Annotated in this window: 21 protein-coding genes; 10 read left to right on the top strand and 11 right to left on the bottom strand. The window is 72.9% G+C overall.

Annotation, left to right across the window (positions count from 1 at the left end; all coding sequences use genetic code 11):
* Nucleotides 1–12 precede the first annotated feature (12 nt).
* Complete coding sequence (locus OG899_RS08005) at nt 13–699, bottom strand: spermidine synthase (protein WP_125499501.1); 687 nt, start codon at nt 697–699, stop codon at nt 13–15.
* A gap of 230 nt (nt 700–929) precedes the next feature.
* Here OG899_RS08005 and lon point away from each other — a divergent pair, with 230 nt between their 5' ends.
* On the top strand, nt 930–3,353 hold the full coding sequence (gene lon / locus OG899_RS08000; protein WP_168131567.1) for an endopeptidase La: 2,424 nt from the start codon (nt 930–932) through the stop codon (nt 3,351–3,353).
* 374 nt (nt 3,354–3,727) lie between these two features.
* Here lon and OG899_RS07995 read toward each other — a convergent pair whose 3' ends face one another.
* Complete coding sequence (locus OG899_RS07995) at nt 3,728–4,558, bottom strand: lysozyme (RefSeq protein WP_125499503.1); 831 nt, start codon at nt 4,556–4,558, stop codon at nt 3,728–3,730.
* Between the two features lie 303 nt (nt 4,559–4,861).
* Here OG899_RS07995 and OG899_RS07990 point away from each other — a divergent pair, with 303 nt between their 5' ends.
* Nucleotides 4,862–5,323 (top strand): MarR family winged helix-turn-helix transcriptional regulator, encoded by a 462-nt coding sequence (locus OG899_RS07990; protein ID WP_229814107.1) that lies wholly within the window; start codon nt 4,862–4,864, stop codon nt 5,321–5,323.
* 132 nt (nt 5,324–5,455) lie between these two features.
* Here OG899_RS07990 and OG899_RS07985 read toward each other — a convergent pair whose 3' ends face one another.
* A complete protein-coding gene (locus OG899_RS07985; protein ID WP_125499505.1) occupies nt 5,456–6,244 on the bottom strand; it encodes a protein phosphatase 2C domain-containing protein in 789 nt (262 codons plus the stop codon).
* Between the two features lie 409 nt (nt 6,245–6,653).
* Between OG899_RS07985 and OG899_RS07980 the strand changes: the two genes are divergently transcribed.
* The 5 genes from OG899_RS07980 to OG899_RS07960 are packed head-to-tail and all read left to right on the top strand — an operon-like array spanning nt 6,654 to nt 12,527.
* Nucleotides 6,654–9,659 carry a nitrate- and nitrite sensing domain-containing protein gene (locus OG899_RS07980; RefSeq protein WP_125499506.1) on the top strand — a complete coding sequence of 1,002 codons (3,006 nt, stop codon included), beginning with the start codon at nt 6,654–6,656 and terminating at the stop codon, nt 9,657–9,659.
* On the top strand, nt 9,656–10,159 hold the full coding sequence (locus OG899_RS07975) for a roadblock/LC7 domain-containing protein (RefSeq protein ID WP_125499507.1): 504 nt from the start codon (nt 9,656–9,658) through the stop codon (nt 10,157–10,159). The genes OG899_RS07980 and OG899_RS07975 overlap by 4 nt, the downstream gene beginning before the upstream one ends.
* On the top strand, nt 10,156–10,605 hold the full coding sequence (locus tag OG899_RS07970) for a DUF742 domain-containing protein (protein WP_125499508.1): 450 nt from the start codon (nt 10,156–10,158) through the stop codon (nt 10,603–10,605). The genes OG899_RS07975 and OG899_RS07970 overlap by 4 nt, the downstream gene beginning before the upstream one ends.
* Nucleotides 10,586–11,224, top strand: a complete 639-nt coding sequence (locus OG899_RS07965; protein ID WP_125499509.1) for an ATP/GTP-binding protein — start codon at nt 10,586–10,588, stop codon at nt 11,222–11,224. Before OG899_RS07970 ends, OG899_RS07965 begins: the two co-directional genes overlap by 20 nt.
* Before the next feature lie 40 nt (nt 11,225–11,264).
* On the top strand, nt 11,265–12,527 hold the full coding sequence (locus OG899_RS07960) for a styrene monooxygenase/indole monooxygenase family protein (protein WP_125499510.1): 1,263 nt from the start codon (nt 11,265–11,267) through the stop codon (nt 12,525–12,527).
* A gap of 58 nt (nt 12,528–12,585) precedes the next feature.
* Here OG899_RS07960 and OG899_RS07955 read toward each other — a convergent pair whose 3' ends face one another.
* From OG899_RS07955 to OG899_RS07940, 4 genes are all read right to left on the bottom strand, one after another.
* Nucleotides 12,586–13,866, bottom strand: coding sequence for a C40 family peptidase (locus tag OG899_RS07955; RefSeq protein ID WP_125499511.1), 1,281 nt, complete (start codon nt 13,864–13,866; stop codon nt 12,586–12,588).
* A gap of 115 nt (nt 13,867–13,981) precedes the next feature.
* Nucleotides 13,982–14,308 carry a hypothetical protein gene (locus tag OG899_RS07950; RefSeq protein WP_125499512.1) on the bottom strand — a complete coding sequence of 109 codons (327 nt, stop codon included), beginning with the start codon at nt 14,306–14,308 and terminating at the stop codon, nt 13,982–13,984.
* A gap of 178 nt (nt 14,309–14,486) precedes the next feature.
* The gene (locus tag OG899_RS07945; protein ID WP_125499513.1) at nt 14,487–15,131 is read right to left on the bottom strand and encodes a TetR/AcrR family transcriptional regulator; all 645 of its coding nucleotides are present in this window, start codon (nt 15,129–15,131) and stop codon (nt 14,487–14,489) included.
* Between the two features lie 113 nt (nt 15,132–15,244).
* Nucleotides 15,245–16,183, bottom strand: a complete 939-nt coding sequence (locus OG899_RS07940) for a diiron oxygenase (RefSeq protein ID WP_125499514.1) — start codon at nt 16,181–16,183, stop codon at nt 15,245–15,247.
* 159 nt (nt 16,184–16,342) lie between these two features.
* Here OG899_RS07940 and OG899_RS07935 point away from each other — a divergent pair, with 159 nt between their 5' ends.
* A complete protein-coding gene (locus OG899_RS07935; protein WP_168132337.1) occupies nt 16,343–17,455 on the top strand; it encodes a ferritin-like domain-containing protein in 1,113 nt (370 codons plus the stop codon).
* Nucleotides 17,456–17,746: 291 nt separating this feature from the next.
* Nucleotides 17,747–18,694, top strand: coding sequence for a hypothetical protein (locus OG899_RS07930; protein ID WP_229814116.1), 948 nt, complete (start codon nt 17,747–17,749; stop codon nt 18,692–18,694).
* A gap of 104 nt (nt 18,695–18,798) precedes the next feature.
* On the opposite strand, the gene OG899_RS07925 is transcribed toward OG899_RS07930, so the two are convergent.
* The 3 genes from OG899_RS07925 to OG899_RS07915 form a co-directional block, all read right to left on the bottom strand.
* Entirely contained in the window at nt 18,799–20,268 is a 1,470-nt protein-coding gene (locus tag OG899_RS07925) for a penicillin-binding transpeptidase domain-containing protein (RefSeq protein ID WP_406310961.1), read from the bottom strand.
* Nucleotides 20,269–20,389: 121 nt separating this feature from the next.
* Nucleotides 20,390–21,751, bottom strand: coding sequence for an FtsW/RodA/SpoVE family cell cycle protein (locus tag OG899_RS07920; protein WP_168132339.1), 1,362 nt, complete (start codon nt 21,749–21,751; stop codon nt 20,390–20,392).
* Nucleotides 21,748–22,407 carry an SH3 domain-containing protein gene (locus OG899_RS07915; protein ID WP_125497027.1) on the bottom strand — a complete coding sequence of 220 codons (660 nt, stop codon included), beginning with the start codon at nt 22,405–22,407 and terminating at the stop codon, nt 21,748–21,750. Before OG899_RS07915 ends, OG899_RS07920 begins: the two co-directional genes overlap by 4 nt.
* A 329-nt stretch (nt 22,408–22,736) precedes the next feature.
* Here OG899_RS07915 and OG899_RS07910 point away from each other — a divergent pair, with 329 nt between their 5' ends.
* Nucleotides 22,737–23,576, top strand: coding sequence for an NERD domain-containing protein (locus tag OG899_RS07910; protein ID WP_125497028.1), 840 nt, complete (start codon nt 22,737–22,739; stop codon nt 23,574–23,576).
* A gap of 130 nt (nt 23,577–23,706) precedes the next feature.
* On the opposite strand, the gene ligD is transcribed toward OG899_RS07910, so the two are convergent.
* Nucleotides 23,707–24,588, bottom strand: coding sequence for a non-homologous end-joining DNA ligase (ligD, locus tag OG899_RS07905; RefSeq protein ID WP_125497029.1), 882 nt, complete (start codon nt 24,586–24,588; stop codon nt 23,707–23,709).
* Nucleotides 24,589–24,669 lie beyond the last annotated feature (81 nt).

Below are 24,669 nucleotides of genomic sequence, written 5' to 3'. Positions count from 1 at the left end.
ACCGCGCCTTTGCTATCCAGGTCGGACGGCGAGGTGGACGACGTCGGGAACGCCCCGGGCAACCGGGATCTCTTCGGTGCGCACCTGCTGGAACCCGACATTCTGCAAGGTTCCTTCAAATTCCGGGGAGGGCTTGGCGGACCACACCGCGAGCACCCCTCCGGGCCTCAACACCCTTGCGCAGCTTGCCAGTCCGCTCGGTTCGTACAGCCCGCGATTGCCCTCGGTGACGGTCCAGTCGGGGCCGTTGTCGATGTCCAGGCACAGCGCGTCGAACGTGGCGGATGTCTCATTGACGTAGGCGACGAGATCGGCTTCGACGATCTCGGTGCGCGGGTCGGCGAACGCGGCCGAGGTGAGGTGGGCGAGCGGCCCCGTGCGGTGCCAGTCGATGATCGCGGGCTCCCGTTCGACCACCGTGATCCGTCCCCAGCGCTCCTGGCCGGCGGCGTGGGCGAGGGAGAAGCCGACGCCGAGACCGCCGATCAGCACATGCGGCCGGGGACGGTCGTCCATCGCCCGCAGCGCGGCGTCCACCAGCAGCCGCTCGGAGCGGCCGTCGGAGGTGTCCATGAGGAAGCAGCCGTTGGCGATGATCTGCAGCAGGGGGCCGTGCCGGCGCAGGACCACCTCGCCGTGGGGGCCCTCGCGCCGGTCCAGCACCACAGGGGTCTCAGGAGTCTCGTGCGAGGCGGTCATGGGCGCATCCTGCCTCATCGCGCCGGTGCGGGGCAGTCCCCGTCGCGCCGGTGCGGGTCGGTCCCCGTCGCGCCGGTGCGGGTCGGTCCCATGTCGCCTCGCTGCGGTGATCCACGAGGCATGCACAGTGTGTCCCCCTGATCGCTCACGGCGAACACAGGGCGGGGAACAATGGCGAACGTTCGAGCATTGAGTCGGCGTAGCTCAATTTGACTGCCGAAGGGGAGATCATGGCTGCTGAGTCCGCGCCGATCATGTCGGTGACTCTGCCCGTCCTGCCGCTCGACGACGAGGTCGTGCTGCCCGGCATGGTGGTCCCGCTGGACCTGAGCGACACCGAGGTGCGCGCCGCCGTGGAGGCCGCCCAGGCCGCCGCCCGGTCGGAACCCGGAAAGCCCAAGGTGCTCCTGGTGCCACGCATCGAGGGCACCTACGCCAAGACCGGCGTGCTCGGCACCGTCGAGCAGGTGGGCAGGCTGGCCGACGGCGACCCCGGGGCCCTGATCCGCGGCCGCAGCCGGGTGCGGATCGGCGCCGGCACCACCGGTCCCGGCGCGGCGCTGTGGGTGGAGGGCACCGAGATCGAGGAGACCGTGCCCGACCCGCTGCCCGGGCAGGTCACGGAGCTGGTCAAGGAGTACAAGGCGCTGGCCACCGCCTGGCTGCGCAAGCGCGGCGCCTGGCAGGTCGTGGACCGGGTGCAGGCCATCGACGACGTGGCCGCCCTCGCCGACAACGCCGGCTACTCGCCGTTCCTGTCCACCGAGCAGAAGGTCGAGCTGCTGGAGACCACCGACCCGGTGGCCCGCCTCAAGCTCGCCACCCAGCAGCTGCGCGACCACCTCGCCGAGCAGGAGGTCGCCGAGACCATCGCCAAGGACGTCCAGGAAGGCGTGGACAAGCAGCAGCGCGAGTTCCTGCTGCGCCGCCAGCTGGAGGCGGTCCGCAAGGAGCTGCGCGAGCTCAACGGCGACAAGGAGGGCGAGGAGTCCGACGACTACCGGGCCCGTGTCGAGGCCGCCGACCTGCCGGAGAAGGTCCGCGAGGCCGCGCTGAAGGAGGTCGACAAGCTGGAGCGGGCCTCGGACCAGTCCCCCGAGGGCTCCTGGATCCGCACCTGGCTGGACACCGTCCTGGAGATGCCCTGGAACGAGCGGACCGAGGACTCCTACGACATCCGGGCCGCCAAGGAGATCCTCGACGCCGAGCACGCCGGCCTGGAGGACGTCAAGGAACGTATCACCGAGTACCTCGCGGTGCGCAAGCGGCGCAGCGAGCGCGGCCTCGGCGTGGTCGGCGGCCGGCGCGGCGGTGCCGTGCTCGCCCTCGTCGGCCCGCCCGGCGTCGGCAAGACCTCGCTCGGCGAGTCCGTCGCCCACGCCATGGGCCGCACGTTCGTCCGCGTCGCCCTCGGCGGCGTCCGGGACGAGGCCGAGATCCGCGGCCACCGCCGCACCTACGTCGGCGCGCTGCCCGGCCGGATCGTCCGCGCCATCAAGGAGGCCGGGTCGATGAATCCGGTGGTCCTGCTGGACGAGATCGACAAGGTCGGCTCCGACTTCCGCGGCGACCCGGCCGCGGCCCTGCTGGAGGTGCTCGACCCGGCCCAGAACCACACCTTCCGGGACCACTACCTGGAGGTCGAGCTGGATCTGTCGGACGTCGTCTTCCTCGCCACCGCCAACGTGCTGGAGGCCATCCCTCAGGCACTGGCCGACCGCATGGAGATCGTGCGCCTGGACGGCTACACCGAGGACGAGAAGATCGTCATCGCCCGGGACCACCTGATCCCGCGCCAGCTGGAGCGGGCCGGCCTCGACAAGGACGAGGTCACCATCGACGCCGGCGCCCTGCGCAAGCTGGCCGGCGAGTACACCCGCGAGGCCGGCGTGCGCAACCTGGAGCGGTCCATCGCCCGGCTGCTGCGCAAGGTGGCCGCCCAGCACGAACTGGGCGAGCGGGAGCTGCCGTTCACCGTCACCGACGCGCACCTGCGCGACCTGATCGGGCGTCCGCACCACGTGCCCGAGTCCGCCCAGGACCCGGCCGAGCGCCGCACCTCCGTGCCCGGCGTGGCCACCGGTCTCGCGGTCACCGGCGCCGGCGGCGACGTGCTCTACGTGGAGGCGTCCCTGGCCGACCCGGAGACCGGCGCGGCCGGGCTGACGCTGACCGGACAGCTCGGCGACGTGATGAAGGAGTCCGCGCAGATCGCGCTGAGCTTCCTGCGCAGCCACGGCGCCGAACTGGAGCTGCCGGTGGGCGATCTGAAGGACCGGGGCGTGCACATCCACTTCCCGGCGGGCGCGGTGCCCAAGGACGGCCCGAGCGCCGGCATCACCATGACCACCGCGCTGGCCTCGCTGCTCTCCGGCCGGCTGGTCCGCAACGACGTCGCCATGACCGGCGAGGTCTCGCTGACCGGACGGGTGCTGCCCATCGGCGGGGTGAAGCAGAAGCTGCTCGCCGCGCACCGCGCGGGCATCACCACGGTGATCATTCCCAAGCGCAACGAGCCCGACCTGGACGACGTCCCCGCGGAGGTGCTGGACAAGCTGAAGGTCCACACCGTCACCGACGTCCGCCAGGTGCTCGAGCTGGCTCTCGCACCGGCCACGAGCGGCGCGGAGCCCGAGGTTCCGGTCGCGGCGTGACGGACGCGGCCGGATGAAGGGAGGCCCGGGTCCTGCCGTCGGTGTCACGATGCCGTCGGCAGGCCCGGGCCTTCACCGTGCGGGGCCGGGAGGGCGCGGGGAGGGCTCGGCCGCCGGGGTGCCTGCACCCGGTCCGGAGCGGTGCCGTGCCGGGGCCCGGGGGCTGCCCCCGGGCCCCGGCCGATGAGCTGCTCAGCCGTTGGCCAGCGCCTGCGCCCGGTCCTGCGCCCCGTTGCTGTGCTGGTCCGGGGGGCGACCCCCGGACCCCCGGCCGAGGGGCTGCTCAGCCGTTGGCCAGTGCCTGCGCCCGGTCCTGCGCCCCGTTGCTGTGCTGGTCCGGGGGGCGACCCCCGGACCCCCGGCCGAGGGGCTGCTCAGCCGTTGGCCAGCGCCTGCACCCGGTCCAGCGCCCCGTTGAACTTGTCGTGGTCGCCGACGGTCGGGCCGGACGAGGTGTACTGCCACATCGTGTAGAAGCTCCAGCCCGCCGGCAGGGTCCCGGGCGAGGAGGCGTAGCGGGCGATCCACAGCGGGTTCTTCGAGGCGAAGCCGCCGTAGTTGCCGGTGCACTGGGTCCACCAGCTGGTGGCCGTGTAGATCACGGCGTCGCGGCCCGTGCGGGCCTTGTACGTGTTGAGGAAGTCGGTGATCCAGCTGACCATCGCGCTGGCCGACTTGCCGTAGCAGGTGTCGCCGTAGGGGTTCCACTCGATGTCGAGCGCCCCGGGCAGGGTCTTGCCGTCACGCGACCAGCCGCCGCCGTGGTCCACGAAGTAGTTGGCCTGGGCGGCGCCGCTGGAGGTGTCCGGGGTCGCGAAGTGGTACGCGCCGCGGATCATGCCGACGTTGTACGAGCCGTTGTACTGCTGGGCGAAGTAGGGGTTCGTGTAGTACGTGCCCTCGGTCGCCTTCACGTAGGCCCACTTCACACCGCTGTTCCAGAGCGTGGACCAGGCGACGTTGCCCTGGTGGCTGGAGACGTCGACGCCCTCCGTCTGGGTGGCGTCGGTGCCGGTGGGCGTACCGCTGCGGCCGTCGTGCGCCAGGACACCCATGCCCATGTAGGCGGAGCCGCGGGCGGGGGTGGGGTCGGCCGTGGTGTCGGCCGCCGAGGGAACGGTGAACGCGAAGGAGAACGCTGCGAGCAGGGCTCCCGCGAGGGTCAGCCGACGTACGCGGGCCTTTCCGGGTCTGTGCACGGGCATGACGTGCCTCCGTTGGTCGGGTGATGCTCCGTGGGGGGAAACGCGGGCATGATCCACGGTCGCACGGAGGATGAGCGGATCACGGGAAGACCCGCCGGGGATCCGTGATGACGTGGGCATGCCATTGTCACGGACATGACGCTACGCACGTAGACCGGCGGGGGGAAGAGGGCACAGGATCTGCCGATGGTCTACGCCTGCTAAATACTGACGGAGCTGCGGCGATGGGGACGAGCGCAGGAAATTTTCAGGAACGGGAAACTCCGGACAGGGGCTGACGTGCAGGAAGAGGCAAGAGGCGGCGTGCGGGACGGGGACGCCGGAGGGGGCGGGGCGGGCCAGCCGTTCCTGGCGCTGGAGCGGGAACTGACGGTGCTGCTGCGGCGCGCCCGCGCCAACCAGGGGGAGATGGCCCGCGAGGTCCACCCGGGCCTGGAGCCCGCCGCCTACGGACTGCTCATCCGGCTGGAGGAGAGCGGCCGTCAGCGCACCACGGACCTCGCCGCGTACATCGGCGTCGGCAAGGCCACCATGTCCCGTCAGCTGCGCGCCCTGGAGGAGCTGGGCCTGGTGGGCCGCGAACCCGACCCCGCGGACGGGCGTGCCTGGCTGGTGGCGCTCACCGACGAAGGGCGCCGCCGGGTCGGCCAGGTGCGCGAGGCGCGCCGACGCCGCTACGTCAGCCAGTTGGCCCACTGGGACCGCCGCGAGGTCGCCGAACTGGCCCGGCTGCTGCACGAGCTGAACGCGGTCATGGAGAAGTGACCGTCGCGGCACCGTGCGACGGCGGGCGGCCCGCCTGCGGGCGATGCGCGGCCGGTGCCGGGTCCGCGGCGGAACGACCGCCCGCTCGGCCGGCGGCGGTGCGGGGCCCGTGCGGCCGGGGCGCCGGTGCCGTCACAGCTCGGCGTACACCACCGTCGCGTCGTCGTGCGTCTTGCTGCGGCCGAGGTGAAGACGCCGTTCACGGTCCGCCGTCTCCAGCTCCCGTACGCGCTCCACCAGCGCGCGGGCGCCCTCCTTGCGCACCATCGCCAGGCACTGCGCCCAGTCGCCCTCGCCGAACTTCTCCACCCAGCGTGCCGCGCCGTCGGTGAGCGCGGCCAGGGACCGCACCTCGCCGCGCGGCAGGGTGCCCGTCACCGCCCGGTCGGCCACCGAGGGATCGGCCGCCGCCGTGAAGAAGCCGCCCTCCTTGTTGCGCAGCGTGGCGTCGACGAGCGCCTCGTCGGCGAGGGCCGTCCGGGGCAGCCGGGCCAGCCGGTCGTCCAGGACCGGGACCACGGCACCGTCGACCCGTTCCACCAGCAGCACCGAGTCGGACAGCACGAGGTACTCGACCGTCTCGCGCGACCAGCGGGCCAGTATGACGGTCGCCTGCGGAGTTCGCACGTGAGAAAGCTCACAGGTTTGAACGTGACGTCGTGCGGTTCGGGCGATCGCCTGTCCGAGGATCTCCCGCAGCGTCAGATCTGGGGCGGAAGCGGTCAGTTCGGTCAGCGAGCCGCCGAGCCGGGCCACGAACCAGGGAACCGAATGCAGACACCCCGTGCCGGTCGCCGGCGGCGTCACACCGTCCAGCACCACCAGGCAGCCGCCCTGACCGGACGCAGGGACCGCGACGGCGGCGAAGTCCTCGTTCGGGCGTTCGGAATGTCCCGGCTCGGAAACAACGTCGGTGCGCATCCGGCCAGTCTGCACCATTCCTTCACATCTGTCGTCAGGGATGGTCGACAGCCTACGAAATGACGACGATCCGCAGCGCGAATGTCGGATTTGCGAGGGATTTGCGTGTCGCGGGAAGGTGTGGCGGCGAATAGTGCCAAAGCCTGTGCCCCCACGTCCAACCGGCGCGCCGGACGACCGGCGGGCATGCGCCCTCGGAACTTGCCCCCCAACTCCCCTCCGATGTTCACTCCTTCGGGTGGCCGGTCGGATGATGCGGGCCCACCGCCCACCGGCACTGGGAGGGTCGGAAGCCGATGCAGGTCCCCCTGCTCACACCGCAGCGAAAGAGCCGGGGGAGGGTGAACGCGCCCGTCGCACCAGCCGACGGTGTGCCACCCGGGCCCAGTAGTACTACTCGAGTACAGGAATGCGAGCACCGGTGCAGAAGAAGCGGCCTCGGCGCACAGGCAAGCAGACGGCCACCGCGGGGGGTTCACAGCGGATGACGCCGGGCACCCCTTCCGCCGCCCCCGCCGTCGGCAAGGGCCGTCCCACCCATGTGCGCAACCGTCTCGTCATCGCCGTCGCGGTCGTCGCCGCAGCCGTGGCCGGGGCCGGAGCCCCGTCCGTCGTCAGCGCCTCCGGCCAGGTGAGGGAAGCCCAGGACCTGGTGACCCTCGCCGGGCAGACCGAGGACGCCCTCGCCCTCGCCCACGCCCTGGCCGACGAACGCGACGAGGTCACCTCCTACCTCGCCGCCGGCCGCCCCAAGTCCCAGGCACCGTCCGAGCAGCACAGCACCCGCGTGGACCGCCAGGTCGAGGAGCTGCGCTCGAACGGCGGCACGCCCGCCTGGCTGCGCAAGAAGCTCGACGGCATCGCCACCGTGCGGCGCACGGCGCTCACCGGGCGGGAGACCGCCCTGCAGGCCCACGAGGCGTACTCGGCCGTCATCGCCGACCTGCACCGCATGGCCGAACAGCTGGCCGAGCAGATGCCGGAGCGGGCGGGCTCCGGGGCACACGCCCTGGCCGACCTCGACACCGCCGTCCAGCAGGCCGCCGAGGCGCGCGGACTGCTGCTCGCGGCCCTGAACGTGCCGCACTCCACGCAGACCGTGATCGACCCGGTCACCGGCCTGCCCGTGCAGCAGGCCGGCTCGTCGGAGTCCGACAGCGAGCAGCGCGACGCCCTCAGCGCCGCCGCGCAGCAGGCCCGGGTCCGCTCCGACGCCGCCCTCGACCAGTTCCGCGAGACCGCGTCCGAGCAGGCCCGCGCCTCCTACGACTCCACGGTGACCGGTCCGGAGGCGGAGTCCGCCGAGAAGTACCTCGACCGGCTGACCGGCCGGCCGGAGCTGTCCGACTCCGACCTGAACGTCGGCAGCAAGAAGGTCCAGGCCGCGCTGACCGCCCGTATCGACCTGATGCGCGGTGCCGAGTCCTCCCTGTACGACCGCCGCACCAAGGACCTGGCCCAGCTGCGTGACGACGATGTCACCGCGCTGGAGGTGCACATCGCCGCGCTGGGTGCCCTGCTGCTGGTCGCCCTCGGCATCACCACCGCACTGGCCCGCAGCCTCACCCGCCCGCTCGCCGTGCTCCGCCTCGGCTCGGCCCGCCTGGCCGGCGCCGAGGACCCGGCCGCCGAGGAGCCGATCCGGTTCACCGGCCGCAACGACGAGTTCGCCCAGGTCGTCCGGTCCGTCAACGAGCTGCACGCGCGGGCCGTCGCGCTGGCCGAGCGGGTCGCCACCCTGGAGACCGACCGCAAGCACCTGGTCGGCCAGCGGCAGAAGATGGCCGACGCCCGCGAGGAGCTGCGCGCCCAGCTCGACGACAGCGCCGCCCAGCTGGAACGGCTGCGCTCCAGCATCGGCTCCACGTTCGTCAACCTCGCGCTGCGCACCCTCGGACTGGTCGAGCGGCAGCTCGGCGTCATCGAGAACCTGGAGGACCGGGAGCAGGACCCCGAGCGCCTGGCCACCCTGTTCAAGCTGGACCACTTCGCCACGGTCATGCGCCGGCACAACGAGAACCTGCTCGTCCTCGCCGGCACCGAGCACGTCCAGCAGCACGCCGGACCGGTGCCGCTGGTCGACGTGGTGCGCGCCGCGGTCAGCGAGATCGAGCGGTACGAGCGGGTCCGTATCGCCGCCCTGCCGCCGCACGCGCATGTCGCCGGGTTCGTCGCCGACGACCTGTCCCACCTGCTGGCCGAACTCATGGAGAACGCCACCTCGTTCTCCCCGCCGGACCAGCCGGTCGAGGTCTCCGGCTGGCTGATGGAGAGCGGCGAGATCATGCTCTCCGTCCAGGACGAGGGCATCGGCATGGCCGAGGAGCGCAGGGAGCGCCTCAACGCCCGGCTCGCCGACTTCGACCCGGACGTCCCCTACGACCAGGACGGCGAGGACGGCCTCGGTCTCGGCCTGTACGTGGTCGCCCGCCTCGCCCACCGGCACGGGGTGCGGGTGCAGCTGCGCGAGCAGAAGAAGGGCGGTACCACGGCGGTCGTGGTGGTGCCCCAGCAGGTGCTGGCCTCGGCTCCCGCCTCCGCGGTGCCGTCCCCGGCCGGCCCCGGCACCACCGGCACCCAGACCCTCTCGCTGCCCGGCGCCGACGCCGAGGTCAACTCCAACGTCCTGTCCGCCCGCGACGGCGATCCGCTGGTGGCGCTGGCCGAGAAGGCGGTGCGCGCGTCCCAGGCCGCCGACGGGGAGGACGCCGGTGCCGCGTCCGCCGGGAGGGACGAGCCCGCCCCCGCGGAAGCGTCTCGGGAACAGCCGGAGTCCGGAAAGGCGGCAGCCTCCGACGGACAGCCGGCGTCCGACGAACAGCCGGAGTCCGGCGCACCGCCGGAGTCCGGGCAGCGGCCGGCCGCCGGGGAGACGGCCGGGAACGGCGAGGAGACGGCACCGGCCGAGTCCCCCGCCGAGACGACGCTGGAGCTGCTCCTGCCCTCGCAGGACCGGCGGCGCCGCGGTGACGGCACCGGACCGACCGGGCCGGAGCACACCGGGCCGGAGCACACCGGGCCGGAGCACACCGGGTCGGGCTCCGGCGACGCCGGTGCCGCCGGCGAGCACGCCACCGCGACCGACGGAGCCGACCAGGCCGAGGCCGGCACCGAGCACGCACGGGTGCCGCGGGAGCAGGAGGAGCAGGTCACCGCCAAGGGACTGCCCAAGCGCACCCCGAAGATCACCGCGCCCGCGCAGGCACCGCGCCGGCGCAACGGGTCGGTGGACGCCGAGGCCCTCCGCCGTCGCCTGGGCGGCTTCCGCAAGGGAGCGCAGGCCGGCTACCGCGACGTGGAGGCGGAGATCGCCGAGCGCACCGCCCGGACCCACGGGTCGGCACCCACCACGCGGGCCGACCGACCATCAGCCGATGAAGCCACGGGGGGCACAGTCGAGGAGGCAAGCAGTTGACAGCGCCCACTACCTTCGACCTGAGCAGTGAGGCCCGCAACCTGCAGTGGCTGCTGAACAACCTCGTCGAGGAGGTCCCCGGCATCCAGTCCGTCGCCGTGGTCTCCTCCGACGGCCTGCTGCTCCTCTCCTCCGACAAGGCCCAGGTCGAACAGGCCCGAGAGGCCCGCGAGAAGAACCAGAACGGGCCGCGCGGATCCGCGGCCGACCTCGCCACCATCGTCTCCGGCATCGGCAGCCTGACCATCGGCGCGGCCAAGCTGATGGACAACGGTGCGGTCAAGCACACCATGGTCGCCATGGACGAGGGCTGCCTGCTCGTGATGTCCATCAGCGACGGTTCGCTGCTCGGCGTGCACGGCTCGGCGGACTGCGACATGAGCGTGGTGGCCTACCACATGGCCCTGTTCGTCGGCCGCGCCGGTCATGTGCTCACCCCCGAACTCCGCGACGAGCTGCGCAAATCGCTGGAGACCGAGACGGCCGGGAGCACCCGATGACCAGTGCGACGAGCAGCCCCGTGCCCCCGCCCGCGGACGGCACCGGCAAGAAGCAGCTGCCGGTCCGCGGCGGGGACCGCAAACCCGCCCGGGTCAGGCCGTATTCGCTCACCGGCGGACGCACCCGGTTCGGTCACGTCCTCCTCGTGGAGACCTTCGTGGCCGCGCTGGACGCCCCCGAGGAGCGCAAGGAGCTGACCCAGGCGCCGTTGTCCGCCCGGGTCATGCCGGAGATGCAGGCCATCGTCGAACTGTGCCGCCGCATGCGCACGGTGGCCGAGATCGCCGCGCTGCTGAAGATGCCGCTCGGCGTGGTCCGCGTGCTCCTGAGCGACCTCGCGGACCAGGGAAAGATCCGTGTGTACGGCACCGGGACCGGTCACGGCACCGGTCGTCCGGACCGCGCTCTGCTGGAAAGGGTGCTGAGTGGACTCCGCCGTCTCTGACGCCGCCCGAGGTGTCGCCCCGCTCGTCGAGACCGACGAGACCTTGCAGCCCTGGCAGACGGACCGCACCCGTGCCCCGATCGCCACGAAGATCGTGGTGGCCGGGGGCTTCGGCGTCGGCAAGACCACGCTGGTCTCCTCCGTCTCGGAGATCACGCCTCTGCAGACGGAGGCGCTGATGACCGAGGCCAGCGCGGAGACCGACGACCTGACGGCCACGCCGGGCAAGGTCACCACCACCGTGGCCATGGACTTCGGCCGGATCACGCTCGACGACGACCTGGTGCTGTACCTGTTCGGCACGCCGGGGCAGCAGCGGTTCTGGTTCATGTGGGACGACCTGGTGCGCGGTGCCATCGGTGCCGTCGTCATGGCCGACACCCGCCGGCTGCGGGACTGCTTCCCGGCGCTGGACTACTTCGAGAGCTGCGGGCTGCCCTACGTCGTCGCCGTCAACCACTTCGACGGCAGCGAGCTGTACGACCCGGAGGACGTGCGGGAGGCGCTGACGATCCCCCCGCACATACCTGTCATGATCATGGACGCGCGGCGCCGGATCTCGGTGATCGAGACCCTGCTGGCCCTCGTGGCCCACGCACTCGAAGAAACCCCCGAATGACCCTTCGAGCAGTCCAGAAGTCGTAGGAGGCACCACCCGCATGCGCAAGATACTCGTCGTGGGGGCCGGGCAGTCCGGCCTCCAGATCGCCCTCGGCCTCCAGTCGCACGGGTACGAGGTCACCCTGATGTCCAACCGGACCGCGGACGAGATCCGCTCCGGTCGGGTCATGTCGACGCAGTGCATGTTCCACACCGCGCTCCAGCACGAGCGGGACCTGCAGCTGAACTTCTGGGAGTCCCAGGCCCCGAACATCGAGGGTCTCGGCGTCTCGGTCGCCGCGCCCGGCTCCTGGAGCGAGGGCCCCGCGGCCCGCGCGATCGACTGGGTGGGCCGCCTCGACGGGTACGCGCAGTCGGTGGACCAGCGGGTGAAGATGGCCGGCTGGATGGAGACCTTCGCCCAGCGCGGCGGCCAGCTGGTCATCCACGGCGCCGCGGTCGGCGACCTCGACTACTTCTCCCGCGCCTACGACCTCGTCCTGGTCGCCGCCGGCAAGGGCGAGCTGGTGTCGATGTTCGAGCGCGACGCCTCCCGCTCGCCCTACAGCGAGCCGCAGCGGGCGCTGGCGGTCGCCTATGTGCACGGCATGGAACCGCGCCCGGAGCACCCCCACTTCGACGCGGTCCGCTGCAACCTGGTGCCGGGCGTCGGCGAGCTGTTCGTCATGCCGACCTACACGCTCTCCGGCCGTGCCGACATCCTGTTCTGGGAGGGCATCCCCGGCGGCCCCCTCGACGTCTTCAAGGGGGTGAAGGACCCGGCCGAGCACCTGTCCCTCACCCTGGAGCTGATGGCCCGCTACACCCCCTGGGAGTACGCCCGGGCCACCAAGGTCGAGCTGACGGACGCCGGCGGCACGCTCGCCGGCCGCTACGCCCCGACCGTGCGCAAGCCGATCGGCCGGCTGCCCGGCGGCGGCGCGGTCCTCGGCGTGGCGGACGTCGTCGTCGCCAACGACCCGATCACCGGCCAGGGCTCCAACTCGGCGTCCAAGTGCGCCGCCACCTACCTCGCCGCCATCCTCGAGCACGGCGACAAGCCGTTCGACGAGGCGTGGATGCAGCAGACGTTCGACCGCTACTGGAACACCGCCCAGCACGTCACCAAGTGGACGAACACCATGCTGGCGCCGCCGCCGGAGCACGTGCTGAAGCTGATCGGTTCCGGCGAGCAGTACCAGGCGGTCGCCGACCGCTTCGCCAACGCCTTCAACAACCCCGCCGACTTCGAGAACTTCTTCTACGAGCCGGAGAAGACCGAGGCCTACCTGGCCGAGGTGGCGGGCGCGGCAGCCGCCTGACGGAGCAGGCCCGGCGCCGCACGATCCGGTGCGCCCGGCCGGCCGGGCACGGCCCCGGTCAGCCGCGGCGGGTGAACGCCATCCGCGCGAGGCGCGGATGCAGCCGGACCGCGTCCTTCCGGCCGGTCCGGCCCCCCGCCCGGTCCTTCGCCAGGCCGGCGGCCTCCGCGAGCCTGGGCGGCACGAACTGCCGCAGCGATACCGTGCCCGCCGTCCGCCGCGCCGACGTGCCCGCGTCGGGCCGGACCGCGCCCAGCACCGGATTGGACGCCAACGGCGACACCTTGATCCGGGTCCCGGGCCGCGGCGCCTGCACCACCTTGCCGCCCCCCAGGTAGAGGGCCACATGGCTGGCCTCGGGGAAGTAGACGATCAGGTCGCCGGGGCGCAGCCGGTTCAGCGGCACCCGCGGCAGCCGGGCCCACTGCTCCTGGCTGGTGCGGGGGATCGGCGTCCCGGCGTGCGCCCAGGCCTGCGAGGTCAGCCCCGAGCAGTCGTACGCCGCCGGGCCGGTCGCGCCCCACCGGTACGGCTTGCCCAGCTGCCGCAGCGCGTAGGCCACCGCCCGCTCGCCCGCCTCGGTGGGGGAGGCGTCCGGGCCGAGCGCCCCGGAGGCCGTCAGCCGGTCCTGCTCCCGCGCGGCCCCCTCCTGCTCCCAGGCGGCCAGTTCCGCCAGCTGCTGCGGGCTGAGCCGGGCGAGCATCCGTTCCACCTGGCCCAGCCGGCGCCGCACGTCGTCACGGGCCTGCTGCCGGCTTCTGACGAGAGCGTTGCGGGCGTCGGCGGAGGCGCGGGCCCGCCGGACCAGCCAGGCCGCTCTCTTCTCGGCGGCGGCCAGCCGACGCACCGTGTCCGCCCGGTGCCGGGCGACCTGGGCGATCAGATGCCCGTCGTCCAGCGCGGCCTGCGGATCGCGGGCCAGCAGCAGGGTGAGGTACGGGGAGAAGCCGCTGCCGCCCTGGTACTGCTCCCGGGCGAGCCGGCCCGCTTCCTTCCGGCTCTCCTCCAGGGCGGCCCGGGTGCGGGCGAGGTCGGCGGACAGCCGTACCGCCTCGGCCTGCTGCCGGGCCAGTTGCACGGTCGCGGCGTTGTAGGCGTCGGTGGCCTGTGCGGCCAGCCGGTACAGCTGTTGCAGGTCCGCCAGCAGCCGCGCGACGGACACCCGACCGGGCCCGGACGGCTCCGTGGACGGTGCGGGCGGTGCGGGGCGTGCCGGCGGTGCGGGCTGTGCCGACGGGGTCGGCTGCGGCTGCGGTACGGCCACGGCGGTCACCGGCGTGAGAGCGGTCTGCGCCAGCACCGCCGCCGCGCACGCCAGACGCAACGCGCGTCCTGACACGTCATCACCTCCGTCACGGGGCGGACTCTCCGCTCCCGCACCGGTGAGGATTCGACGTATGAACGGACAATGTGTGGCTCCGTGCCACTGGTGTGGGCCGCCTGGCGCAGCAGGCTCACTCGTCCGTGTCCGCGGACCTGCTCTCGGGCCCGTTCTCCGGTGCACGGCCGCCGCGGGGCTCCGGCTTCGACCACGGCCACCTGAGCCGGCCGCCGCCGCGTGACTCGGGATCGAAGACGTACTTCCAGCCGCGCGGCAGGCCGAGCCGCTTGCTGTGCCCGCGCGGCACCCGTCGGTAGACCAGCACGGTGGGCGGTCCGCCCGCCGCGTCCGGGACCGGGATGCGGTAGGTCTTCGGCGGGTTCCCGGTCATGCCCACCAGCACGGGCAGCACCCGTCCGTCCATGGGGCCGCCCTCGAACGGGGTGTCTTCGCTCTTCACCCCACCAGTGTCGGTGATGTGCCGGTGGCCGCCGCGTCACGCGCCGTCGCGCGGCCGCCCGGTCCCCTTCCCGCCGCCCACCTGCGGCGGGAGGCAGCAGGCGCCGTCCTCGGCCCGGCCTTCGGACGGGCGAGGCGGAGGGTGTGACCCGGACGAGGACGTCGTGGCCGAACGCGACCTAGCCGAGGGCGTGCAACAGCTCGGCGGTCTGCTCGTCGCGGGCCGCGGTCACCGTCAGCACGGCGGAGAACTGCTCCACCAGCCAGTCCCGCAGTTCGTCGGCGGGCGGCTGCTTGCCCTCGTCCAGCCAGATCAGCGAGGCGGCCTCCACCGCCGTGATCCACATCCGCACGGTCATCCGCAGCCGCGGCCCGGGGTCGGTGACGCCCAGGTGGCTGAGGATGTGCTCGGCGGCGGCCCGGCGCACGCCGTCCACGATGGCACCGGTCCGGGAGGTCTCCACCACGCTGCCGCCCTGCAGCAGCGCGCTGAACCCGGTGTCGTGGGAGTCGACGAACGCCAGATAGCGGTCCAGGGCGCGGGACAGCCGGGCCGGCAGCGGGCCCTCGTGCGGTTCGTCGAAGCAGTCCTGCAGCTCGTCGGCGGCCGAGCGCAGCGCGGCCTCGTACAGCTGCTGCTTGCCGCCGGGGAAGTACCGGTAGACCAGCGGACGGGACACCCCGGCGGCCTCCGCCACGTCGTCCAGCGAGACCTCCTCCGGAGCCCGGTGGGCGAAGAGGGACAGGGCCGCCTGGAGCAACTGGGCACGGCGTTCCTCGACGCTCAGACGGCGGTAGGCGGGGGTCGGGGCGGCAGGGCTCATGCCGGGCAGCGTAATCGCCGCCCGGCCCGGACGGCCGGGCCACCGGGTGGGGCGGCCGGATCGCTCACCCCGGTGACCTGCCCGTCCGGCCGGTGCCGAGCGGTGCCGGGCGGTCAGGCGAGCAGGCCCGAGGACCGCCACAGCTGGCGTCCCACGCCCCGCAGCACGCCGATGTCGTCCAGGAAGTCGGTCAGCCGCTTGGCACCCTTCTGCATGACCTCCCGCCGGTGCGCGCTCGCCTTCACCTGGGCCATGGCCTCACGCTTGTCCAGGCCGACGTTGGTGTAGACCTCGGGGTTGATGAAGGCCACGGAGAACACCCGTGCGAACTCGCCGGAGGTCAGCCGGGTGAACTCCCGCGACCAGCGCGGAGCCGTCAGCATCTGCCGGCGCAGCTCCTCGCGGGCGTAGCGCACGTGCCGGGCCTCCTCCACCACGTGGATGCGGGTCACGCCGCGGATCAGCGGCTGCACCCGCTCGTCGGGGAAGGTCAGCCGCTGCATCCAGTCCAGGACCTCCTCGCCCAGCAGGGTGGCGGTGAAGGAACCGGGCGTGGTGGAGATCGTCTTGAACAGCCGGCCGAGGTTCTGGTGCAGCCGGGACACCGGGTACCAGGGGGCGCCGTTACGGGTGATCACCCGGGCGAACATCTTCGAGTGCCGGCACTCGTCCTCGATCTCGGTGAGGGCGTAGCGCACATGGGCGCTGGTGGCGGGCTTGTCGTAGATGTGGCGCACCAGCAGCTGCATCAGGATCAGCTCGAACCAGATGCCCAGCGAGGCGAGTGCGGCGGCCTCGTGCTGGGACAGCAGGATCCGCTGCTCCTCGCTCATCCGCTTCCACAGCGGCGTGTCGTACAGGGACACCAGCTCCGGCGGCCAGAACCACTTGCCCTCCTCGAAGGGCGCGTCCCAGTCCAGCTCCTTGTCGGGGTCGAAGGAGTGCTTGGCGGAGGAGTCGAGCAGCCGCTTGGCGACCTGCTCGCGGTCCTTGAGCGCGCCCAGGGCGTCGCGCAGTCCGACAAGCGCGTCGGCTTCCGTCACGGTCGTCATGGCTGTCCACCTCGTCGTACAAGGAACTGGTCGTCGTGGCCGTAAACGGCTGGTTACCCGGCAGTCAGGCAGCACTCTTATGAGACTGCCTGTCAGCAAGGGCGTCAATCCCCTGCGCAGGACTTGTTGACTCGGCGTCTACGTGTGAATCTGCGAAGTATGCCGACCTTCGACCTGTACGCCGACGACCCCGGCGCACCGCACTGGCAGGTCCCGGCAAGCGGCGACGCCCGCTTCAGCTGGGAGTACGACGACGGCCGCGACCGGCTGCTCGCCCTGTACCAGAAGGGCAAGGACAAGCAGTGGGACGGCCAGAAGCGCATCGACTGGGACCTCGACGTCGATCCGTACGACCCGCTCGGCACCCCCGAGGAGGCGATGGTCCTCTACAACACGCCCTACTGGGCGAAGATGACCGACCGCGACAAGGGCGAACTGCGACGGCACCTCGCGTCCTGGCAGTTCAGCCAGTTCCTGCACGGCGAACAGGGCGCGATGATCTGCGCCGCGCGGATCGTGGAGTCCGTGCCCGACCTGGACGCGAAGTTCTACTCGGCGACCCAGACCATGGACGAGGCCCGGCACGCCGAGATCTACGGCCGCTTCCTGCACGAGAAGATCGGGCTGGTCTACCCGATCAACGACAACCTCCAGTCGCTGCTCGGGGACACCCTGCGCGACAGCCGCTGGGACATGCCGTACCTGGGCATGCAGGTCCTCATCGAGGGCCTGGCCCTGGCCGCCTTCGGCCTGATCCGCGACACCACGAACAAACCGCTGCCCCAGCAGATCCTCGCCTACGTCATGCAGGACGAGGCCCGGCACGTCGCCTTCGGCCGCATGGCACTGCGCGACTACTACAAGCAGCTCACCGACGCCGAACTGCGCGAACGCGAGGAGTTCGTCATCGAGGGCTGCTACCTGATGCGGGACCGCCTGCGCGGCATCGAGGTGCTGGAGAACTTCGGCGTCCCCCGCGCCGAGGCCGAGGACCTCACCGGCCGCTCGGAGTTCATGCATCTGTTCCGCAAACTGCTCTTCAGCCGGATCGTGCCCTGCGTGAAGGACATCGGCCTGTGGGGCAAGCGCCTGCAGCAGGCCTATGTCGACATGGGCGTGTTCGAGATGGGCGACTCCAATCTGGACCAGCTCATGGCCCAGGACGAGGAGCTGGCCGAGCAGCTGGACGCGGAACGCTTCGCCGCGGAGGAGCAGGCGCGCGTGATGGAGGTACAGCAGACCATCGAGGCCGGCCGCGACGCCGGGGACTGATCCCCGGGCACTTCGCGGACGTGCCGGCTCGCCGGTGAGCGGGTGCGGGGCCGCGCACGGGGAGGTGGCCGAGGCGGACCGAGGCGGGCCGGCCGTGCACAGCGGGACCGGAACGCCGCGCCGTTCCGCGTGGGCTGACGGCCCGAGGACTGTGCCCCGGCCGACGGGCCGCCGCACGCCGCACTCCCGCACCCGCTTGCTCCCGCGTGTCCGCGCACAGCGCGCGCCCCGGTCCCGGATGCGGGTTTGTGTCCGTCTGTCACCCGTGTGCAGTACGGTGCTGGCGTGTCCATGCCTCCGTCACCGCAGCAGCCACAGAACCCCCAGACCCCGCAGGGCCCGAACCCTCAGACCCCGCAGGGCTCGTACGGCACCCCGCCGCCCGGCCCCTACGGCCAGCAGCCGCCTTCCCCGGCCCCCGGCCCCTACGATCACCAGCCCCCCGCACCGTCGACGCCCCCGGCGCAGCCGAACCCGTACGGCCAGCAGCCGCCCACGCCGCCCGGCCCGCAGAACAACCCCTACGCCACCCCCTACCCTCAGGCCCCCTACCCGCCGCAGCCGCACAACTGGGGCGCGCCCACGATGAGCCCGCCGCCGAAGAAGCGGCGCGTCGGGCTGATCGTCGGCATCACCGGCGGAGTCGTCGGCGTCCTCGTGATCGTCGGCATCGTGCTCGCCCTGATCGGCACCGCGGCCGGCGGCGGATTCCCGGAGGCGAAGTTCCGGCTGACCCTGCCCAAGACCCTCGTCGACGGCAGCTTCCAACTCGAGCAGGACCTGTCCGACACCAAGGGACAGGAGATCGAGGAGGAGGCGAACGGGGCCTGGGACGCCAAGGACACCAAAGCCGTGGTCGGCCAGTACAGCCAGGGCGGCGACCGGACCCGGGGCGCGCTGGTCCTGTCCGGCTTCTACGGCCGGTTCAAGAACACCGACAAGGCCCGCCGCAACATGCTCGAGGGCGCCGCCGAGGCCGACGGCGTCACCCTGGAGGCGGGGCCGAAGGACTTCCCGCGCAGCGGTGAGCCCACGATCAGCTGCGAGGTGCTCACCCAGGAGGAGCTCGGCACCACGCTCACCTACCCGACGTGCAGCTGGGCCGACGGCAACACCGGGGCCATCATCGTCGTGATGGACTCCGACACGCTCGGCCAGGACGCCTCCGAGATAGACCTGGAGCACTACGCCGAGGTCACCCGGCAGGTCCGCAGCGAGACCGTCAAGCCGATCGGCTGACGTACGGCGCGGACGCCCGGCCCGGTGTGCTCCGGTCCGTGCGGCCGCGCCCTCCCGCCCTCCGCGGCCCGTGGGTCCGGCGCGGTGACGTCACCCGCACCACGTCACCGCGCCGGCGGTGTGCGCAGCACCGCCTCCATCACCGCGCGGGCCACCGGAGCCGCCGTGCCGCCGCCGCTGATGTCCCCGCGCCGCGCGGAGGCGTCCTCCACCACCACGGCGACCGCCACCCGCGGCACCACGTCCCGCGCGCCCTGCGCCCAGGAGATGAACCAGGCGTAGGGCGTCCCCGAGTTGCCCACACCGTGCTGCGCGGTGCCCGTCTTGCCGCCCACGACCGCCCCCGGGATCGCCGCGTTGCGCCCGGTGCCCTCGGCGACCACGTCGTACATCAGCTCCCGCAGCCGCGCCGCGGTCGCCGGGCTCATCACCTGCCGCAGCGGACGGGACCCGGCCGTCGCCACCACCGCGCCGCCGGGCCGGGTGATCCGCTCCACCAGATACGGCGCGGGCACCTGCCCGCCGCCCGCCACCGCCGCCGCCACCATCGCCATCTGCAGCGGCGTGGCCCGCGTGTTGAACTGCCCGATCGACGACAGCGCCAGCTGCGCCCGGTCCTCGGTGGCGTCGAACGTGCTCCGCGCCACCCAGAACGGGATGCGCAGCCCGGACTCGTTGAAGCCGAACCGTTCCGCCGTCTCCCGCATCACCGTGGCGCCCACGTCCACGCCCAGCTTCGCGAAGACCGTGTTGCACGAGAAGGTGAAGGCCTGGCGCAGAGAGGCGTCACGGCATCCCTCGCCCTCGTTGACCAGCCGTGTGGTGCTGCCGGGCAGCCGGTAGGGGTCCGGAGAGTCGGTCCGCGCGTCCGGGTCGGTCACCACGCCCGACTCCAGTGCCGCCGCCGCGGTGACCACCTTGAAGGTCGAACCCGGCGGGTACGTCCGCCGCACCGCCCGGTTGAGCAGCGGCTGATCGGGGTCGGAGGTCAGCCGGGCCCAGGCCGCCGCCACCGCGGGCCCGTTCCCGGACAGCTCGGCCGGGTCGTAGGACGGTGTGGACACCAGCGCCAGGATCCGGCCCGTCGCCGGCTCGACCGCCGCGACCGCGCCCTTGCGCGGGCCCAGCGCGGCGAACGCGGCCCGCTGCGCCGCCGGGTCGATGGTCGTCACCACGTCACCGCCGGTCCGCCGGGAGCGGCCGGCGCCGGCGAACAGCGGGAACGAGGCCAGCATCGGATCCGTCCCCGACAGCACCGCGTCCTCGGCGTGCTCCAGGAACGTCGTGCCGTACCGCTGCGAGGCGAACCCGGTGACCGGCGCGTACAACGGTCCCTCGGTGTAGGTGCGTTCGTAGCGCAACTGCTCGCCGGTGTCCCGGGAGCCGGTGACCGGCAGTCCCCCGACCAGGATCTCGCCGCGCGGCCGCTCGTACCGGGCGATCGCGGGGCGGCGGTTGGCCGGGTTGCCGCCGTAGGCGGGCGCCTGGAGCACCTGCAGCCGGGCGGTGTTCACCAGCAGGGCCACCAGCAGCAGCGCACAGAACGCGGCCGCCCGCCGGATGTACCGGGTCACCGTCCGCCCTCCCGGTGCGCCCCCGCCGTCGCCACCGGTGCGCCGGCCCGGATCCGCCCGGCGCCGCCGACGGCTTGGATCCGCCCGGCGCCGGGGACGGCCCGGACGGGCCCCTGCCCCATCACGGCGCCGGTCTCCCGTCGTACTGCCGGCGGGCCACATGGCTCACCCGGATCAGCAGGGCCACGATCGTCCAGTTGGTCACGACCGACGAGCCGCCCTGGGCGAGGAACGGCATCGCCATGCCGGTCAGCGGGATCAGTCCGGTCACCCCGCCCGCGATGACGAACACCTGCAGCGCCACGATCGCCGCCAGTCCCACCGCGAGCAGCCGCCCGAAGGGGTCCCGCAGCACCAGCCCCGCCCGGAGACCGCGCTCCACCAGCAGCGCGTACAGCAGGAACACCGCCGACAGCCCGGCCAGCCCCAGCTCCTCCCCGGCCGTGGCCAGGATGAAGTCGGACTTGGCGGCGAACCCGACCAGGATCGAGTGGCCGAGGCCCAGCCCGGTGCCGAGCACCCCGCCGGCGGCGAACGAGAACAGCGACTGCGCCACCTGCCCCGGCCCCCGGCCCGCCTCGATGGACGCGAACGGGTGCAGCCACTCCTGCACCCGGCTGTGCACGTGCGGTTCCAGCCAGCCCACGGCGACCGCCCCGGCCGCGGCCAGCAGCAGCCCGACCGCGATCCAGCCGGTGCGGCCCGTGGCGACGTACAGCATCACCACGAACAACCCGAAGAACAGCAGCGAGGTGCCCAGATCCCGCTCCAGCACCAGCACACCCACGCTCAGCAGCCAGATCGCCACCACCGGCCCCAGCACCCGCCCGGTGGGCAGCTGCAGCCGCCACACCTGGCGGCCGGTGTACGCCAGCGCGTTGCGGTGGTCGGCGAGATACGCGGCGAAGAACACCGCCAGCAGCACCTTCGCGAACTCGCCCGGCTGGATGGACAGCCCGCCCAGCCGGATCCAGATCCGGGCGCCGTTGATCGCGGGGAACAGGATCGGCAGCGTGAGCAGGGCGAGCGCGGTGGCGCCCCACAGGTAGCAGTAGCGCTGCAGCCACCGGTGGTCGCGCAGCACCAGCACGACCAGGGTGAACAGGGCCACGCCCAGCGTGGACCACACCAGCTGGGCCGGCGCCGCGCTCTCGCCGGGCGTCTCCAGGTCCAGCCGGTAGATCAGCACCAGGCCCAGCCCGTTGAGCAGCACCCCGATGGGCAGCGGCAGCGGATCGGCGTAGGGCGCCCGCAGCCGGACCGCGCAGTGCGCGAGCAGGGCCAGTCCGCCCAGCCCGGCGCCGTAACCGGCGGCGCCGGGCGGGACGGTGCCGTACTTGGCCAGGCCGACCGCGCAGTAGCCGTAGACGGACAGCAGGACGGCCACGACGAGCAGGGCGAGTTCGACGCCCCGGCGTCGAGGGAGACGGGCGGTGGCCGGCGCGGCCCGATCCGCCGCGGCGACGCGTGTGCCCGGCGTCAGCACCAGCGGGGCGCCGGCCCGACGTTCTCGATGTAGCGGGCCGAACCCCAGGCCCAGGTGCCGTCGACGAGGAGGTACCACAGGCGGTTGCCGTCGACCTCCTCACCGTTGGTCTTGCAGTGGATCCACACCTCGTGCCCCTGCGGGACGACCCGGACCACCGTGCTCTTGCGGTCGGGGCCGTTGCGCAGGGCGAGCCCGCCGCGCGCGGTGACCCGGCCGCGGTAGAACGTCGGATCCTGCGCACCGGTGCCGGGCAGCGGGGCCTCGGCGACGGTGGTCTGTTCCTTGCCCTGGGCGGCGGGCTGCCCGGCCTCCGTGGCGGACGGGCTCGGCTGCGCCGACGGAGTCGACTGTGCGGACGGGGTCGACTGTGCGGACGGGGTCGCTGTGGGGGTGCCAGGGGTCGCACCGGGCGTACCGGGAGCCGCGCTCGGCGTACCCGGGGCCGCGGTGACCGTGCCGGCGGACGGCTTGCTCGCGTCCGGCTCGCCCGACGCGGGCTGCCGCGTGCCGGCCGGGGTGGCACCCGGGGCGGCGGCCGCGGTGCCGTCCTGGTCGTCGCCGGCGACCGCGGGCGCTACGAGTGCCGTGGTCAACAGCGCACCGGAGGCGGCCGCCAGGGCCAGCCGGGCGAGCGGGGAACGCAGGGACATGGAGAACCTCCACCTGTGGCGATGACGCCCGCTATAGCGGACAAATCTGACCAACGCCACATTAGGAGCGCCAGTCGTCGGATGCCCGCGACACCGCGCCGTCGGCGAGGCTGTCACCTGAACCGGCGTCAGCCCCGGTGTCGTGTGCGCGGGGGTAGGGCCGGCCGGGAAGGGGAATACGCCCCCGGTGCACCGCGTGCCCACGCCGCACGCCCGTCCGGGGCTCCGGTCGTCGCGGCTCGCCGGTGCCGTCGCATGGCGGACGACTCCGTCCCCGTTCTTGCCGCGGGAGCGCTCCGCCTGTTCCCATGGCACAGGGGGTGATCCGCATGACCGGACCGCGTCGCAGGAACGAGCCGCCCGGCCCCGGCGGGCTGCGCGTTCTGCCCCGCCGGTACCACGGACAGGAACGTCTCTGCGTCTGCAGACCCGACGGCTCCACGGTCGCCTGGTACGACCGCGAGGCCGGCCGCGTCCACCTGCTCCGCGAGGACGAGCACGACCGGGTGCTGCAGGCGCTCGATCCCTTCCTCGCCGGCACGGTCGCCGTCGGGCCGCCGCCCGTGCCGACGCCCGCCGACCTGGCCCGGCTCGGTCTCCACCCGGACGACGACCTGGCCCCCAACCGCCCCGGCGAGGCCCTGCTGATCGCTCTCGAACGGCGGCCCGGCCCCGCCCGCCGCCTCCGTCCCGACCCGCGCCGCCGCGCGCTCACCGCCGAGCAGACGGCCGGGGGTGAGCTGGACCGCCTGGAGGGCGCAGGCTGGCGCACCGTCCACTCGATACCGCTGCCCGGCGGCGACCGCGTCCACCACCTGACGATCGGCCCGGGCGGCCTGTTCGCCCTGCACGCCGTCTACGCGCGCAGGCAGCGCGTCCGGGTCGTCGGCCCGACGGTGATCCTCGGCCGCCGTGCCCCCGAGCCGCTGCTGCGCCGGGTCCGGTCCGTGGCCGACCGTGCCTCCTATGCGCTGACCGCCGAGGTCCACCCCGTATTGGTGCTGGTCGGCCCGGCCGAGGTGGCGTCGGCGGCGCCGGCCCGGGGCGTCCGGGTGCTGCGGGACCGGGACCTGCCGGGCCTGGCCCGCCTGGGCGGCGTACTGAAACCGGCCGATGTGGAGGCCCTGTACGCCCTGGCACGGGACCGGCACACCTGGAAGAAGGTGTGACCGCGCCCCGCGGCGGCCGGGGCAGGGCGCCCTCCCAGGGCGGCTCGGCCGTCTGCCGCGGACGTTCCAGGGCGGCTCGGCGGCGTGTCGCGGACGTTCCAGGGCGGCTCGGCGGCGTGCCGCGGATCGCTCACGGCAGCTCGGCGGCGTGCCGTGGATCGAGCAGCGGTGCGAGCAGATCACCGTGGTCCTGCACCCGCGGAGCGATGTCGGGTGCCCGGAACACCAGCCGCTCCGGAGCCCGGCACTCCTCGATCTCCTCCCAGGTCACCGGCGCCGACACGGTCGGCTCGGGCCGCGCCCGCAGGGTGTAGGGCGCCGCGGTGGTCTTCCGGGCCGCGTTCTGGCTCCAGTCCACGAACACCTTCCCCGGCCGCAGACTGCGGGTCATCCGGTGCAGCACCAGCCGCGGCATGGCCTGCTCCGCCTCCATGGCCAGCTGTTTGGCGTACCGGGAGGTGTCCTCGCTGGACGCCCCGCGCACCGCGGCCAGCAGATGCAGCCCCTTGGAACCCGACGTCTTCGCGTACGCCTCGACCCCGTCCTCGGCCAGGCGCTCCCGCAGCCACAGTGCCACCCGGCAGCAGTCGACCACGGTCGCCGGCGGCCCCGGATCCAGGTCGAACACCAGCCGGTCCGCCTCGCCCGGAGCGTCGATCAGCCACTGCGGGGTGTGGAACTCGGTGACCTGGTTGGCCGCCCACATCAGGCTGGGCAGGTCCTGCACCACCACCATCCGGGCCGGCCCCTCCGACCGGGGCACCTCGGCGGTCCTCACCCACGCGGGCGTACCGGGCGGCACGTTCTTGACGAAGAAGACCTGCCCGTCCGGCCCGTCCGGATAGCGCAGGAAGGACAGCGGCCGGTCACGCAGATGGGGGAGCAGGACGTCGGCGACCGTCGCGTAGTAGTGCAGCACCTCGCCCTTGGTGAACCCGGTGGCCGGATACAGCACCTTGTCCAGGTTGCTGAGCGCGAGCCGTCGCCCCTCCACCTCTGTGATCGGCGCCATACGATAAGAAAACCACGCACTCGGCGCGTATCGCCTTTCATACCGACAATCAACGCAAACCACGACGACCGCGGAAGGTGC

The organism is Streptomyces thermoviolaceus (genome assembly GCF_045209695.1).
Lineage (GTDB): Bacteria > Actinomycetota > Actinomycetes > Streptomycetales > Streptomycetaceae > Streptomyces > Streptomyces thermoviolaceus.
This window is presented reverse-complemented; position numbering and strand designations above follow the sequence as displayed.

Bases quoted from the DNA above. Each gene is read 5' to 3' on its own strand.
- OG899_RS08005 (WP_125499501.1), bottom strand. From the start codon at position 699: ATGACCGCCTCGCACGAGACTCCTGAGACCCCTGTGGTGCTGGACCGG.
- lon (WP_168131567.1), top strand. From the start codon at position 930: ATGGCTGCTGAGTCCGCGCCGATCATGTCGGTGACTCTGCCCGTCCTG.
- OG899_RS07995 (WP_125499503.1), bottom strand. From the start codon at position 4,558: ATGCCCGTGCACAGACCCGGAAAGGCCCGCGTACGTCGGCTGACCCTC.
- OG899_RS07985 (WP_125499505.1), bottom strand. From the start codon at position 6,244: ATGCGCACCGACGTTGTTTCCGAGCCGGGACATTCCGAACGCCCGAAC.
- OG899_RS07980 (WP_125499506.1), top strand. From the start codon at position 6,654: ATGCGAGCACCGGTGCAGAAGAAGCGGCCTCGGCGCACAGGCAAGCAG.
- OG899_RS07970 (WP_125499508.1), top strand. From the start codon at position 10,156: ATGACCAGTGCGACGAGCAGCCCCGTGCCCCCGCCCGCGGACGGCACC.
- OG899_RS07960 (WP_125499510.1), top strand. From the start codon at position 11,265: ATGCGCAAGATACTCGTCGTGGGGGCCGGGCAGTCCGGCCTCCAGATC.
- OG899_RS07945 (WP_125499513.1), bottom strand. From the start codon at position 15,131: ATGAGCCCTGCCGCCCCGACCCCCGCCTACCGCCGTCTGAGCGTCGAG.
- OG899_RS07940 (WP_125499514.1), bottom strand. From the start codon at position 16,183: ATGACGACCGTGACGGAAGCCGACGCGCTTGTCGGACTGCGCGACGCC.
- OG899_RS07935 (WP_168132337.1), top strand. From the start codon at position 16,343: ATGCCGACCTTCGACCTGTACGCCGACGACCCCGGCGCACCGCACTGG.
- OG899_RS07930 (WP_229814116.1), top strand. From the start codon at position 17,747: ATGCCTCCGTCACCGCAGCAGCCACAGAACCCCCAGACCCCGCAGGGC.
- OG899_RS07915 (WP_125497027.1), bottom strand. From the start codon at position 22,407: ATGTCCCTGCGTTCCCCGCTCGCCCGGCTGGCCCTGGCGGCCGCCTCC.
- OG899_RS07910 (WP_125497028.1), top strand. From the start codon at position 22,737: ATGACCGGACCGCGTCGCAGGAACGAGCCGCCCGGCCCCGGCGGGCTG.
- ligD (WP_125497029.1), bottom strand. From the start codon at position 24,588: ATGGCGCCGATCACAGAGGTGGAGGGGCGACGGCTCGCGCTCAGCAAC.